Below are 13548 nucleotides of genomic sequence, written 5' to 3' on the forward strand. Positions count from 1 at the left end.
CTGTGCTCCTGCAGGTTTGTGCCAGGCATGAAAAAGGCAGCCCGCAGGCTGCCTTTCTTGTACGGCGCAGTTCGCTCAGGACAGGAAACCGCCGTCCACGTTCAGGGCGGTGCCGGTGGTGTAGCTGGAAGCATCGCTGGCCAGGTAGAGCACCGTGCCGGCCATCTCGCTCGGGTCGGCCACGCGCTTGAGCGGGATCTGCGCCAGGGCGGCGTTGCGAATGCTGTCGTTCTTGACCAGTGCCGAGGCGAACTTGGTATCGGTCAGGCCCGGCAGCAGGGCATTGCAGCGGATGCCGAACTGCGCGCATTCCTTGGCGAAGACCTTGGTCATGTTGATCACCGCGGCCTTGGTCACCGAGTAGATGCCCTGGAACAGCCCTGGCGAGACGCCGTTGATCGAGGCCACGTTGATGATGCTGCCGCCGCCGTGTTCGCGCATCAGCTTGCCGGCTTCCACCGACATGAAGAAGTAGCCACGGATGTTGACGTCGACGGTCTTCTGGAACGCCCCCAGGTCGGTGTCCAGGACGTTGCAGAACTGAGGGTTGGTGGCAGCGTTGTTGACCAGGATATCCAGGCGCCCGAACTGCTCGCGGATGGTGGCGAACACCTGCTGGATCTGCTCCATTTCACCGATGTGGCAGGCAATGGCGGTGGCCTTGCCGCCAGCGGCGACAATGGCATCGGCCACCTGCTGGCAACCGTCGAGCTTGCGGCTCGAGACGATCACGTGAGCGCCTTGCTGGGCCAGCAGCTTGGCAATGGCCTCACCGATGCCACGGCTGGCGCCGGAGACGAATGCGATCTTGCCGTCGAGGTCGAACAACTGAGTCTTGGACATGGTTTTTCCTTGTTGGTCGGTCGCGCGCCGGGGCGCACTCAGAGGCTGGATTTGCCGATGACTTGCAGGCTCATCTGCTCCAGCAGCGTGTTCATGTGAATGAACTGCGCGAAGCGTTTGTCCTGGGTCTGGCCGTGGTAGAAGCGGTAGTAGATCTGCTGCACGATGCCGGCCAGGCGGAACAGGCCATAGGTGTAGTAGAAGTCGAAGTTGCCGATTTCGATGCCGGAGCGCTCGGCGTAGTAGTCGACGAACTGCTGGCGGCTGAGCATCCCCGGGGCGTTGCTTGGCTGGCGGCGCATCAGTTGCACCGGCGCCGGGTCGCTGGCCTCGATCCAGTAGGCCAGGGTGTTGCCAAGGTCCATCAGCGGGTCGCCCAGGGTGGTCAGTTCCCAGTCCAGCACGCCGATGATCTGCATCGGGTTCTGTGGGTCGAGGATCACGTTGTCGAAGCGGTAGTCGTTATGCACGATGCTCGAGGTCGGGTGGTCGGCCGGCATCTTGTCGTTGAGCCAGGCCTTGACCGCCTCCCACTGCGGCGCATCGGGGGTCAGGGCCTTCTCGTAGCGATCGCTCCAGCCCTTGATCTGGCGTTGCACATAACCTTCGGGCTTGCCCAGGTCGCCCAGGCCGCAGGCGGTGTAGTCAACCTGGTGCAGTTCGACGAGGCGATCGATGAAGCTCTTGCACAGTGCCTGGGTGTGGCTGGCATCCAGGTTCAACTCCGGCGGCAGGTCGGAGCGCAGGATGATGCCCTTGACCCGTTCCATGACGTAGAACTCGGCCCCGATCACCGCTTCATCGGTGCAGTGCACGTAGGCCTTGGGGCAGTAGGGGAAACCGTCCTTGAGCTGGTTGAGGATGCGGAACTCGCGGCCCATGTCGTGGGCCGACTTGGCCTTGTGGCCGAACGGCGGACGGCGCAGGACGAACTCCTGGTCGGGGTATTCCAGCAGGTAGGTGAGGTTCGAGGCGCCACCGGGAAACTGGCTGATGCGCGGCGTGCCGGTCAGGCCGGGAATGTGCGCCTTGAGGTATGGGTCGATCAGAGCGGCATCGAGTTCTTCACCCGAGCGGGTGCGGGTGGACTGGTCTGTAAGCGCCATGCTTATCCCTTCTGCTTATTCTGGAGGCCAGAGATCATTGACTAATCTAATGTGCCCGCTGGCCCCCGACAATCGCGACGGGCCTTTATAGACACGGGTGTTGCCGGGCAATCAGTGTTTTTGATACAGCCGTTTGAATCACCCTCGGGAGCATAGCCGTCAGCCGGGTTTCAAGGGTGATCCGGCAATGGCAGGGCCAGCGGCGTCAGCAGTGGCTGGCCGCTGAAGTGGGCCAGCAGGTTCTGGCCGACCTTCTCCACCGTGTCCCGGCTGGCCTGGGGCGACAGTCCGGCGACATGGGGCGTGAGCACCACGTTGTCCAGGCACTTGAGGCGTTGCGGGACTTGCGGTTCGTCATCGAACACATCCAGCGCGGCGCCGGCGATCTGTCGTTGCTCGAGGGCTTGCAGCAGGGCTTCGCTGTCCACCACGCTGGCCCGGGCCACGTTCACCAGGAAGCCTTCGGGCCCCAGGGCCTGCAGTACCTTGTGGTCCACCAGGTGCCGGGTGTCGGCGCCACCGGGCGTGGCGATCACCAGCAGGTCGATGTCCCGGGCCATTTCCAGCAGGGTTGGGTAGAAGCGGTAGGGGTGTTCCGGCCTGGGCTGGCGGCTGTGGTAGCTCACTGGCATGTCCAGGCCCTGGGCGCAGCGCCGGGCAATGGCCTGGCCCACTGCGCCCAGGCCAAGGATGCCCAGGCGCAGGCCGGCCACTGACGGGCGGGTGACTTTTGGCCAGTGCCCCTGGCGTACCGCGGCGTCGGCCTGGGGAATGCCCCGGACCACGGCCAGCAGCAGGGCCAGGGCGTGATCGGCCACCGACGACGCATTGACCCCGGCCCCGGTGGTCACGGCGATCCCGCGGTTGCTGGCGGCTTGCAGGTCCACCTGTTCGTAGCCGGCGCCGATCACGCAGATGATCTGCAAGCGGGGCAGGGCTTCGATCTCCTGCGCTGTCAGGCCCAGGGGGCCGCGGGTCAGCACCGCGTCGATCTCTGCGGCATGGGTCTTGATGGCCTGGGCTCGTGCGCTGGGCGTCTGCGCCAGGATCAGGCGCAGGCCCAGTTGTTCGAGGTGCGGCAGGTAGGCGTTGACGTTTTCAACCAGGACCAGGACGGTAGCGAGCATGGCGGGTTCCTATGGCTTAGCGAGGCAGGGTTTGCCGTAGTTGGAAGACATTGCCTTCCGGATCGATGCCGTCGCAGACCCGGGCACCCTTGAACAGCCATTCCCGCTCGGCCTCGTGGAGTCGGCCGCCAGCCTGGGCTGCGTGCTGCCGGGCCAGGTCCAGGTCGGCGATCCAGAACACCGGTTTGCAGGCTGAGTCGCTGCGGGGCAGGGGCGGGTCCTGCAGGACAATGCGCGCGGCGATAGCCGCCGGCACCTGGATCAGGGTCAGTTCCATCCCCTGGTGTTCCAGTTGCAGGTAATCGGGCTGCTGTTCGCCGATGGGCCAGCTCAGGACCTGGGCGTAGAAGCGCGCCAGGGTGTGTGGGTCAAGGCTGTAGAGCACGAAGCCGGCGACACTCATGGGCAACTCCAGCAAAGCGATGGCGAAGGCTCAAGGGTGCGCATTGGTCGCAGGTTTGGCAATGCCTCAGGCGACCATCGCCGGGAAGTTGCGCCGTGGTCGGCGCGTTCCGGGCAGTGGCGGGGCAGGGTCAGAAGCGGACGTCGGCAGTCCTGGCCAGGGTGACGAACGCACCGCTCAAGGTGGCGTTGTGATGATCGATGATCTTCCGGGCTCCCAGGTGCGGGGTGTCCATGCAGGTATGGGCATCCTCCACCAGCAATGCAGTGAACCCAAGGTCGGCGGCGGCGCGGCAGGTGGCGTCGACACAGTATTGGGTCTTCATGCCGACGATCACCAGTTCGCTGGCTCCGGCCTGGTGCAGGCGCTCGGCCAGGTCGGTGCCGGTGAAGCAACTGGGGCGGGCCTTGTCCAGCACGCAATCCTGCTGCTCGTCCACTTCCAGGGTGGGCAGCAATTGCCAGAACGGACTGCCGACGGCCAGGGGGGATTCGGCCGGCCCGGTATGGCGCATGGCGAAGATTGGCGCTGAGTTCTGGCGGGCGCGACGGATCAGCTGGTTGACATGATCCAGGACCTGTTCGCGCTGGTAGGGCTTGTCCGGTCCGTTGAACAGTCCAACCTGCATGTCGATGACCAGCAGGGCACGCGGGGCGTTGGATAAAGGCATCTTGTCTCTCCTTGTTGTGCCAGCCGGACGGAGAAACAAAAGGCCCCGTCCATTGCTGGCGGGGCCTTGGTTGTCACTGTGCTCGCATCATCCTGCACAGCCACCACACGACCCGCCGAAGGCAGTCGTGGTACTAGTGGTCGAGATGAGCGGGTAGGCATTCATGGGCCTGATCATGCCGTTCGTCGTCGCGCCCTGTCAACGCGGCGCCTGGCGGGATTTTCCCGCGGCCACCGGGCGAGGAAGGGGGATGAGACAAAAAGCCGCTTTGACGGCCCGGCCGGCAGCTGCGAAAAAAGCCACCGGACCAGGGAAAGGGCCGGAACAGACACGTTGCGACAAAAATGGACAATATTGCCGCACTGCACCCGCCGTTCCTCTGCCGAGTCTATGCAGCGTCCGTGGAATCCCGGACAATCGCGCCCCCTCTGTTCGCTCGGGGTTTTGTCTGTCGGGTATTCCGACGCGCCTCGAGCCAATGGCAAACGACCGGAATGTGGAGATCCCACCGGATGAATGATCAGGCCAACAGCGTTGATCAACGCTTTGAAACGGCTGCCCCAGCGACCCTGGCCAGCTGGAACCGCCAAGACACCACCTGGATGCTGGGCCTGTTTGGCACCGCCATTGGTGCCGGTACCCTGTTTCTGCCCATCAACGCTGGCCTCGGTGGCTTCTGGCCGCTGCTGATCCTGGCGCTGCTGGCCTTCCCGATGACCTTCTACGCGCACCGTGGCCTGACCCGCTTCGTGCTCTCCGGGCGTGATGGCGCGGACATCACCGACGTCGTGGAAGAGCATTTCGGGATCAAGGCCGGGGCCCTGATCACCTTGCTCTATTTCTTCGCGATCTTCCCCATCCTGCTGATCTACAGCGTGGCCCTGACCAACACGGTCGGCAGCTTCATGGAGCACCAACTGCATATCGTCCCCCCTCCGCGGGCGATCCTGTCCCTGGTGCTGATCCTCGGCTTGCTGGCGGTCGTACGCTGTGGTGAACAGGTGATCGTCAAGGCCATGAGCCTGATGGTCTACCCGTTCATCGTCGCCTTGCTGTTCCTGGCGGTATTCCTGGTGCCCCACTGGAACGGCGGCATCCTCGCCACCGTCGCTGACGTCCCGGCACCATCGGCCTTCCTGCACACCTTGTGGCTGGCGATCCCGGTGATGGTGTTCTCGTTCAACCATTCGCCGATCATCTCGGCCTTCGCCGTTGACCAGAAACGCCGCTATGGCCTCCACGCCGAGCAGCGCAGCTCGCAGATCCTGTCCCGCGCCCACCTGCTGATGGTGGTCATGGTGCTGTTCTTCGTCTTCAGCTGCGTGCTGACCCTGTCGCCAGCACAGCTGGCCGAAGCCAAGGCGCAGAACCTGTCGATCCTGTCCTACCTGGCCAACCACTTCAGCAACCCGACCATCGCCTTCGCGGCGCCGTTGATCGCCTTCGTGGCCATTGCCAAGTCTTTCCTGGGCCACTACATCGGTGCCAGCGAAGGTCTCAAGGGCCTGATCATCAAGAGTGGTCGGCGCCCTGGCGCCAAGACCCTGGACCGGGTGACCGCGGCGTTCATGCTGGTGATCTGCTGGGCCGTGGCGACCCTGAACCCGAGCATCCTGGGCATGATCGAGACCCTGGGTGGCCCGGTGATCGCGGCCATCCTGTTCCTGATGCCGATGTACGCCATTCGCAAGGTGCCGGCCATGGCCCGCTATCGCGGCCAGGCATCCAACGTGTTCGTGACCCTGGTGGGCCTGGTGGCGATCACCGCGCTGGTCTACTCGCTGGCCTCCTGAGGCCGGGGCTGCGGCCCGAATGCCTGTCCACGACGCCGTCGGTGCTTTCCAGCATCGGCGGCGTTGTCGTTCATGGGGAGGGGCGCTGGTGATGCGTCACGGTGCCCGGCCTGTCGGGACTCAGAACCGATCGAGACGGTAGGGCGCGGGATCGACGATGGGCTCGCTGGCGCAGACCAGGTCGGCAGCGAGTTGCCCTGCTGCCGGTGCGGTGCCGAAACCGTGGCCCGAGAAGCCTGTGGCCAGGGTCAGCCCGGGAACCTCTGCCACGGGGCCGATCACCGGCAGGGAATCCGGAGTGACGTCGAGCATGCCGCTCCAGGCCTGTTTCACCACTGCACCCTTGAACACCGGCCAGGCTGCCGCGAGGTTGCGCAATGCCTCGGCGTTGACCTGCGGGTCGGCGGGCGGGTCCAGGGTGCGTACACGTTCGAACGGTGACAGCTGCTTCGCTTGCCAGCGCCGCCCCAGGGCGAGATCACCCAACAGCTCGCGGCCGACGGACAGCCGTATGTTTTTCCATTGCCCACGCAGCACTGGCAGGTAACGCAGGCCCAGCAGCAGGCTGTCTAGCGTCAGGGGGGCAGCCAGGACACCGCGGTGGCTGATGGTATAGCCACCGTCTCGGCGTTTGCGAAACGAGCAGTCCGGGGCGCCCACGGTGATCTCACCCGGGCCTTGCAAGGGGGCCGTGCGCAGGATCGAAGCCACCAGTGGCAGTGTCGGCAGGTCAATGCTCTGGTTGCCGAGAAATCGCCGCGACCATACGCCGCCGGCCAGCAGCACCTGCTCGCAGCGGATCTCGCCGCGTTCGGTGACCACCCCCGAGACCTTGCCCGCCGACAGCGACAAGGTCCGTACTGCACAGTGCTCGACGATCACCGCGCCCTTGGCCATGGCGGCGCGGGCGATGGCGCTGGCGGCCAGGGTCGGTTCGGCGCGGCCGTCCGACGGGGTGTAGAGGCCGCCTGCCCAGGTGCCGGTGCCGCCTGGCACCAGGTTCTGGATATGCGTGGCCGTGACCAGGCGCGAGTCCAGCTCCAGATCGCCCACGGAGTCGAGCCAGCCCTGGTACGTGGCCATTTCGGAGTCGCTGGAGGCTACGTACAGGATGCCGCAAGGACAGTAGCCAACCTCGGCACCGACGCGTGCCGGCAGGTCAGCCCACAACCGATCGCTGGCCTGGGCCAGCGGCACGTCCGGCGCCGAGCGATTCATCTTGCGAATCCAGCCCTGGTTGCGCGAGGACTGCTCGCCGGCGATCCGGCCTTTTTCCAGCACGACCACGGGAATGCCGCGCTCTGCCAGGACCAGGGCGGCGGTAAGGCCAATGATGCCTGCGCCGATGATGACCACAGTGGTCGCCTGGGGCTGGTCCAGGCATGTCTGGATCGAGGGGATCAAGGGGGCCAAGGTGCGTCTCCTGGCTTGCAGTGAATGGGCGGTGGTTTCAACGCAGGAGCGGCTGTTCCCACAGGTTCAACCTGACGCCGATTCCTCGCTCCAGCGCATTGCGGTAGACCACGGTGCCCCAGGCCACGTCCTCCACGGGCAGACCGCCCACGGACAGGATGATGATTTCGTCATCGGTGCGTCGGCCAGGAGCCTGGCCGGCGACCATCACGCACAGGTCTTCGAGTTGTTCGCGATCCATTGCACCGGCAGCGATCAAGTCCAGGAAGCGCATCCCGATCATCGGGACAGTGGCGTGGGAGGGTTTTGGCACCTCGTCGTACCAGGCCTGGTAGAGGCCGGTGTGGTCCAGCACCTTGCGGATCTCGGGAGCCTCCATGCCCTGATCCATGTTGCAGGTGGCGGGCATCGACAGGAAAGCCCCGGGCCGCACCCATTCGCGCCGGACCGTAGGGTAGGTCGATGGGTCGCTGACCACGCCAGAAGCGCAAAAGGTCACGATGTCGCTGTCACGCACGAGGGCTTCCAGGCTCTGGACCACCTGGACCTGGGTGATCTGCGGGAACGTCTCGGCCAGCCAGGCGAGGAAAGCTTGCAAGTTCTCCTCGCCACGGCCCTTGATCTTGACGGTGTCGATACCAGGGCACACGGCCATGAAGGCGGCCAGGGAGGTTCGGGCCATGACGCCCGGGCCGAGGATTCCCACCACCCTGGAGTCCTTGCGCGCCAGGTAGCGCGCACCGACGCCGGCCACGGCGCCCGTGCGGTAGGCCGACAGCAGGTTGGCCGACATCACGGCCAGAGGGGCGGCAGTGTCGGCGTCGTGGAGCATGAACATCAGGATCGAACGGGGCAGCCCCTTGTCGCGGTTTTCGGCGTTGGAGCCGTAGCACTTCATGCCGACCATGCGAAAGCGCCCTCCCAGGTAGGCCGGCATTGCCATGTAGCGGCGGTCGGCGGTGGGCTTGGGCATGTCGGGAAAGGGCGAGTTATCGGGGAACACCATCAGCGCCCCGTGCGAACTGTTGTTGACGCCTGCCATGCGGTAATCGTTGTGATGCAGCAGGTTGAATGTTTCTTCGATGGTGTCCACGCAACTGGCCATGTCAGTCACACCGGCACGGACCATGTCCGTTTCGGACAGGTAAATGAAGTCGATCCTCGTTGAGGCGTTCATTTCTGAGGTTCCTCGCGGTCGTTGTTGTTGTTGTTGTTGTTGTTGTTGTTGTTGTTGTTGTTGTTGTTGTTGTTGGGCGGATCTTGCCGCGCACCTCCAAGGCGGTAAATTGCAAAAGCGGATGCGAATTTTGCAGAATCGGCCAACCTGGAATTTCGCTTTGGCGGTCGCCGGAAAAGAGCGGACACTCCAGGCGACTGCACCGGCATGGACCTTGATGGCCATGCCTGGTGAGCTGGCCAGGACCGGCGGGTGCGGACCTGGCCGCTGGAGGGTAGGAGTGCTGCAGTTCGACTAACGCCAGGATGGCCCATTGGGTTGGTAATGCGCATGAAGGAACCGGTTCCCCCAGTGTGTGGGTGCAGCGCGGATGCCGAGGGGCCTGCGACGATCCGCACGTTGTATCTGATCACCTTGCTCAACGTGCTGGCGGAGGTTGGCAGTCGGGTCGATCCACTGCTGCGTGAGTTCGGCTTCCACAGGATGCAGGCAACGACACCTTATGAACGGGTGGCCCTGGGGCGTTATGTAGCGCTGCTCGAACAGGCGGCCGAGCGATTCGATCGACCCTTTCTGGGCCTGGACATGGGCGCGCGGTTTGGCCTGGAGGAGCTGGGACCGTTCCATGCCCTGTTCAGGGCTGCTGGCAACTTGCGCGAGGTGCTGGACTGCTTCCTGAAGTTCCAGCGGCGCTGGCAGACCCACACCTTGCTGGAGCTTGCCCGTGGCCCTGAGACCTCGACCTTGAGCTATCGGATCCAGGACCCCGGGATCTGGCCGCGGCGCCAGGACGCGGAGTTCACGATGGCCGGTTTCGTGTTGCTGACCAAGCAACTGGCACGGCCGCGATGGTCACCTGTGCAAGTACATTTCGAACACTCGATCGTTGGCAGGGAAAAAAGCCTCGCACGCTTCTTCGGCGCGCCAGTGCTGGGTAACCAGGCGGCCAATCAGGTGGTGATGTTCAATCAGGATCTGGAGCGCCCGTTCTACTGCGCTACCGGCGGGCAAGACCAGCGCTTGCACAGTGTGCTGGAGTGTCACCTGCTGGCTCTGCTGGGGCCTGAAGGTGCCGCCAGCCAGGATATTGCCACTCAGGCCAACGAGATCATTGCCCGTCGCCTGGGGCGGGGGGCGGTCGATTGCGACTCGATTGCCGCCGCGCTCGATCTTTCCTCACGCTCTCTGCGCAGGCGGTTGGCAGAGGAGGGCACCTGCTTTCGCAACCTGTTGCAGGAGGCGCGGCAAGCCAGGGCGCAGGCCTTGCTCCAGTCGCTGGACCTGCCGTTGTCGGCGGTAGCCCAGGGCCTGGGGTATTCCGACCAGGCGACGTTTTCCCGGGCGTTCAAGGAGTGGACGGCGGTGTCGCCGCGGCGCTACTCGAAAAGCCAGGGCTAGCGTTCAGCACGCCATGGCGCCATCCGGGCAATAAAAAACGCCGCGTATCGTGGAATACGCGGCGTTCTTTTTACAACGCTGGAACCTTAGGCTTGCACCACCGGGATCTTGGCGTTGGCGGCTGCTTCACGGAACTCGGCGATCTGGTCGAAGCTCAGGTAGCGGTATACGTCCGCTGCCATGCTGTCGATCTTGCCGGCGTATTCCATGTACTCCTCGACGGTCGGCAGGCGACCCAGGATCGAGGCCACCGACGCCAGCTCGGCCGAAGCCAGGTAGACGTTGGCGCCATCGCCCAGACGGTTCGGGAAGTTACGGGTCGAAGTCGACACCACGGTCGAGTTCGGCTCTACACGTGCCTGGTTACCCATGCACAGCGAGCAGCCCGGCATTTCCATGCGCGCGCCAGCCTTGCCGTAGATGCCGTAGTAGCCTTCCTCGGTCAGCTGGTGAGCATCCATCTTGGTCGGCGGCGACAGCCACAGGCGGGTTGGCAGTTGGCCCTTGACCTGATCCAGCAGCTTGCCGGCTGCGCGGAAGTGACCAATGTTGGTCATGCAGGAACCGATGAACACTTCGTCGATCTTCTGGCCGGCAACGCTGGACAGCAGACGGGCGTCGTCCGGGTCGTTCGGCGCGCACAGTACCGGCTCGCTGATGTCGGCCAGGTCGATTTCGATGACTTCGGCGTATTCGGCGTCGGCATCGGCTTCCATCAACTCAGGGTTGGCGATCCAGGCTTCCATCGCTTGAGCGCGACGTTCCAGGGTACGTGCATCGCCGTAGCCTTCGCCGATCATCCAGCGCAGCAGGGTGATGTTGGACTGCAGGTACTCGGTGATCGACTCTTTGGACAGCTTGATGGTGCAACCGGCAGCCGAACGTTCGGCCGAGGCGTCGGACAGTTCGAACGCCTGCTCCAGGGTCAGGCCTTCCAGGCCTTCGATTTCCAGGATGCGGCCGGAGAAGGCGTTTTTCTTGCCTTTCTTCTCGACGGTCAGCAGGCCGTTCTGGATGGCGAAGTAAGGAATGGCATGCACTAGGTCACGCAGGGTGATGCCAGGCTTCATCTTGCCCTTGAAGCGCACCAGGATCGATTCCGGCATGTCCAGTGGCATGACGCCAGTGGCGGCAGCGAAGGCTACCAGGCCGGAACCGGCCGGGAACGAGATGCCCATCGGGAAGCGGGTGTGGGAGTCGCCACCGGTGCCGACGGTGTCTGGCAGCAGCATGCGGTTCAGCCACGAGTGGATGATGCCGTCGCCCGGACGCAGGGAAACGCCGCCGCGGGTCATGATGAAGTCAGGCAGGGTGTGGTGGGTGGTCACGTCGATCGGCTTTGGATACGCCGCGGTGTGGCAGAAGGACTGCATCACCAGGTCAGCCGAGAAGCCCAGGCACGCCAGGTCCTTGAGTTCGTCACGGGTCATGGGGCCGGTGGTGTCCTGGGAACCCACGGTGGTCATTTTCGGTTCGCAGTAGGTGCCAGGACGAATGCCTTTGCCTTCTGCCAGGCCGCAAGCCTTGCCGACCATCTTCTGCGCCAGGGTGAAACCCTTGGTGCTTTCAGCCGGGGCTTCAGGCTTCTTGAACAGGTCGAACGCAGGCAGACCCAGCTCGGCGCGAGCCTTCTCGGTCAGGCCACGGCCGATGATCAGCGGGATACGACCGCCGGCACGTACTTCGTCCAACAGCACCGGAGTCTTCATCTCGAAGGTGGTCAGGACTTCGTCGGTGCCGTGCTTGCAGACTTTGCCAGCATGCGGGTACAGGTCGATCACGTCGCCCATGTGCATGTTGGAAACGTCGAACTCGATCGGCAGGGCGCCGGCATCTTCCATGGTGTTGTAGAAGATCGGAGCGATCTTGCTGCCGAAGCAGAAACCGCCGCCGCGCTTGTTCGGCACGTAAGGGATGTCGTCGCCGAAGAACCACAGCACCGAGTTGGTCGCCGATTTACGCGAGGAACCCGTACCGACCACGTCACCGACGTAGGCGATCGGGAAGCCGTCGTTGCGCATGGCTTCGATCTGCTTCATTGGGCCGGTCTTGCCTTGCTCGTCCGGAACGATGCCGTCACGGGCCATTTTCAGCATGGCCAGGGCGTGCAGCGGGATGTCGGGACGCGACCAGGCATCTGGAGCAGGGGACAGGTCGTCGGTGTTGGTTTCGCCGGTGACCTTGAACACCCGCAGGCTGATCTTGTCGGCCAGTACCGGGCGCTTCTTGAACCACTCGCCTTCAGCCCAGGATTGCAGCACGGCCTTGGCGTGAACGTTGCCGTTCTTGGCTTTTTCAGCCACGTCGTGGAAGGCATCGAACATCAGCAGCGTGTGCTTGAGTTCTTCGGCGGCCACAGGAGCCAGTTCGGCGTCGTCCAGCAGTTCAACCAGAGTGACGATGTTGTAGCCGCCTTGCATGGTGCCGAGCAGTTCTACAGCGCGCTTCTTGTCCAGCAGAGGGGAGGAGACTTCGCCCTTGGCCAGTGCAGACAGGAAACCGGCTTTTACATAAGCGGCTTCGTCCACGCCTGGTGGAATACGGTTGGTGATCAGGTCGAGGAGAACGGCTTCTTCGCCAGCCGGAGGATTCTTCAGCAGCTCGACCAGGCCTGCAGTTTGTTCGGCGTTAAGCGGCTGGGGAACGATACCCAGTGCTGCGCGCTCTTCGATATGTTTGCGGTAGGCTTCAAGCACAGTTATTACCCTCATCAGTGGTCCCAAATGGGTGTCCGGGACGCTCATCCCGAAATTGCCGTACTCATGCGCTGCGTGGCGTTGTGGGCCACTTAGCCAGAATTACCGACAATTCCTTACAGAAGCTGCTTTCAAAGTTTTACGCCTGCAGAACGGGAGCTGATGAGGGCTGGCGTTGGGCTTTTCCCCGCTGGAAAAACCCCTCGCCAACACCGCTCTGAAGGAACGACTGTGCTCGTGACGCTTTGAAAACAGCTTCAAACGGACATTGGCGCCTAAAAAGGCTGGCTGATTCTACGGCAAAAAAAATCTAAACGTAAGTTGGCGTATTGAAGTTTGAGGGGTGATCAATGTTAGACAAAGGGCTAACATGCCGGCCTGTTTTGTTTTTCCGCGTGTTGTCCACCTATGCCCAACCAGACCATCAAGACCCCCTGCGTCGGCCTTTGCTCCACTGTCTACGGCGACCTGGTGTGTCGAGGCTGCAAGCGTTTCCACCATGAGGTAGTCAACTGGAATGGCTACAACGAGGACGAGAAGCGCGCGGTCTGGCTACGCCTGGAACAGCTGCTGGTCCAGGTGATGACGGCCAAGCTCGAAGTCTTCGATCCGGCGCGGCTGCGCGCTCAGCTGGAGCAGCGCAAGATCCGTTTCGTGCCCCATCAGTCGGAATACTGCTGGGCCTACCAGCTGATTGCCCGTGGAGCACGGGTGATCAACCAGCTGGATGCCTATGGGATGGTGTTGTTGCCGGAGTTTCGCGACTGGGGCCTGCCGGAGTTGCGTGATGCCATCGATCGGGAGTTCTTCCTGCTGTCCGAGGCCCACTACCAGCGTTACATCGCCCCGGGCTTCCTCAAGGATGCGCTGGGTTCCTGACTGAAGGTCGTGGCAGGACCGGTTGCCCTGTCACGACCCCTCT

Annotated in this window: 11 protein-coding genes; 3 read left to right on the forward strand and 8 right to left on the reverse strand. The window is 63.4% G+C overall.

The window, feature by feature from the left end:
* Window positions 1-75 precede the first annotated feature (75 nt).
* From LGQ10_RS01655 to LGQ10_RS01675, 5 genes are all read right to left on the reverse strand, one after another.
* Entirely contained in the window at window positions 76-843 is a 768-nt protein-coding gene (locus LGQ10_RS01655; protein ID WP_226524461.1) for an SDR family oxidoreductase, read from the reverse strand.
* Window positions 844-881: 38 nt separating this feature from the next.
* Window positions 882-1949: a phosphotransferase family protein gene (locus LGQ10_RS01660; RefSeq protein ID WP_226524462.1), complete on the reverse strand. Its 1068-nt coding sequence runs from the start codon at window positions 1947-1949 to the stop codon at window positions 882-884.
* A 170-nt stretch (window positions 1950-2119) separates the two neighbouring features.
* Window positions 2120-3076: an NAD(P)-dependent oxidoreductase gene (locus tag LGQ10_RS01665; protein ID WP_226524463.1), complete on the reverse strand. Its 957-nt coding sequence runs from the start codon at window positions 3074-3076 to the stop codon at window positions 2120-2122.
* A 16-nt stretch (window positions 3077-3092) separates the two neighbouring features.
* Window positions 3093-3479 carry a VOC family protein gene (locus tag LGQ10_RS01670; protein ID WP_226524464.1) on the reverse strand — a complete coding sequence of 129 codons (387 nt, stop codon included), beginning with the start codon at window positions 3477-3479 and terminating at the stop codon, window positions 3093-3095.
* Between the two features lie 130 nt (window positions 3480-3609).
* The gene (locus LGQ10_RS01675) at window positions 3610-4149 is read right to left on the reverse strand and encodes a cysteine hydrolase family protein (RefSeq protein ID WP_226524465.1); all 540 of its coding nucleotides are present in this window, start codon (window positions 4147-4149) and stop codon (window positions 3610-3612) included.
* Window positions 4150-4661: 512 nt separating this feature from the next.
* On the opposite strand from LGQ10_RS01675, the gene LGQ10_RS01680 reads away from it, so the two are divergent.
* Complete coding sequence (locus LGQ10_RS01680; RefSeq protein ID WP_226524466.1) at window positions 4662-5942, forward strand: serine/threonine transporter; 1281 nt, start codon at window positions 4662-4664, stop codon at window positions 5940-5942.
* 120 nt (window positions 5943-6062) lie between these two features.
* Here the strand turns inward: LGQ10_RS01680 and LGQ10_RS01685 are convergent, their stop codons facing one another.
* Together LGQ10_RS01685 and LGQ10_RS01690 are read right to left on the reverse strand one after the other, a co-directional pair.
* The gene (locus LGQ10_RS01685) at window positions 6063-7355 is read right to left on the reverse strand and encodes an NAD(P)/FAD-dependent oxidoreductase (protein ID WP_226524467.1); all 1293 of its coding nucleotides are present in this window, start codon (window positions 7353-7355) and stop codon (window positions 6063-6065) included.
* 37 nt (window positions 7356-7392) lie between these two features.
* On the reverse strand, window positions 7393-8532 hold the full coding sequence (locus tag LGQ10_RS01690; RefSeq protein WP_226524468.1) for a tyramine oxidase subunit B: 1140 nt from the start codon (window positions 8530-8532) through the stop codon (window positions 7393-7395).
* A gap of 399 nt (window positions 8533-8931) precedes the next feature.
* Between LGQ10_RS01690 and LGQ10_RS01695 the strand changes: the two genes are divergently transcribed.
* Window positions 8932-9930, forward strand: a complete 999-nt coding sequence (locus LGQ10_RS01695) for an AraC family transcriptional regulator (RefSeq protein ID WP_226524469.1) — start codon at window positions 8932-8934, stop codon at window positions 9928-9930.
* Between the two features lie 86 nt (window positions 9931-10016).
* On the opposite strand, the gene acnB is transcribed toward LGQ10_RS01695, so the two are convergent.
* A complete protein-coding gene (acnB, locus tag LGQ10_RS01700) occupies window positions 10017-12626 on the reverse strand; it encodes a bifunctional aconitate hydratase 2/2-methylisocitrate dehydratase (RefSeq protein WP_058436901.1) in 2610 nt (869 codons plus the stop codon).
* A 408-nt stretch (window positions 12627-13034) separates the two neighbouring features.
* On the opposite strand from acnB, the gene LGQ10_RS01705 reads away from it, so the two are divergent.
* Window positions 13035-13505, forward strand: coding sequence for a DUF1289 domain-containing protein (locus LGQ10_RS01705; protein ID WP_022644007.1), 471 nt, complete (start codon window positions 13035-13037; stop codon window positions 13503-13505).
* The last annotated feature ends 43 nt before the right edge of the window (window positions 13506-13548 follow it).

Source organism: Pseudomonas sp. L5B5 (assembly GCF_020520285.1).
In the GTDB taxonomy this organism is placed as follows: Bacteria; Pseudomonadota; Gammaproteobacteria; order Pseudomonadales; family Pseudomonadaceae; genus Aquipseudomonas.

What these genes read in the sequence shown, in the direction of transcription:
- LGQ10_RS01655 (WP_226524461.1), bottom strand. Translation starts at nt 843, where the DNA reads ATGTCCAAGACTCAGTTGTTCGACCTCGACGGCAAGATCGCATTCGTC.
- LGQ10_RS01660 (WP_226524462.1), bottom strand. Translation starts at nt 1,949, where the DNA reads ATGGCGCTTACAGACCAGTCCACCCGCACCCGCTCGGGTGAAGAACTC.
- LGQ10_RS01665 (WP_226524463.1), bottom strand. Translation starts at nt 3,076, where the DNA reads ATGCTCGCTACCGTCCTGGTCCTGGTTGAAAACGTCAACGCCTACCTG.
- LGQ10_RS01670 (WP_226524464.1), bottom strand. Translation starts at nt 3,479, where the DNA reads ATGAGTGTCGCCGGCTTCGTGCTCTACAGCCTTGACCCACACACCCTG.
- LGQ10_RS01675 (WP_226524465.1), bottom strand. Translation starts at nt 4,149, where the DNA reads ATGCCTTTATCCAACGCCCCGCGTGCCCTGCTGGTCATCGACATGCAG.
- LGQ10_RS01680 (WP_226524466.1), top strand. Translation starts at nt 4,662, where the DNA reads ATGAATGATCAGGCCAACAGCGTTGATCAACGCTTTGAAACGGCTGCC.
- LGQ10_RS01690 (WP_226524468.1), bottom strand. Translation starts at nt 8,532, where the DNA reads ATGAACGCCTCAACGAGGATCGACTTCATTTACCTGTCCGAAACGGAC.
- LGQ10_RS01705 (WP_022644007.1), top strand. Translation starts at nt 13,035, where the DNA reads ATGCCCAACCAGACCATCAAGACCCCCTGCGTCGGCCTTTGCTCCACT.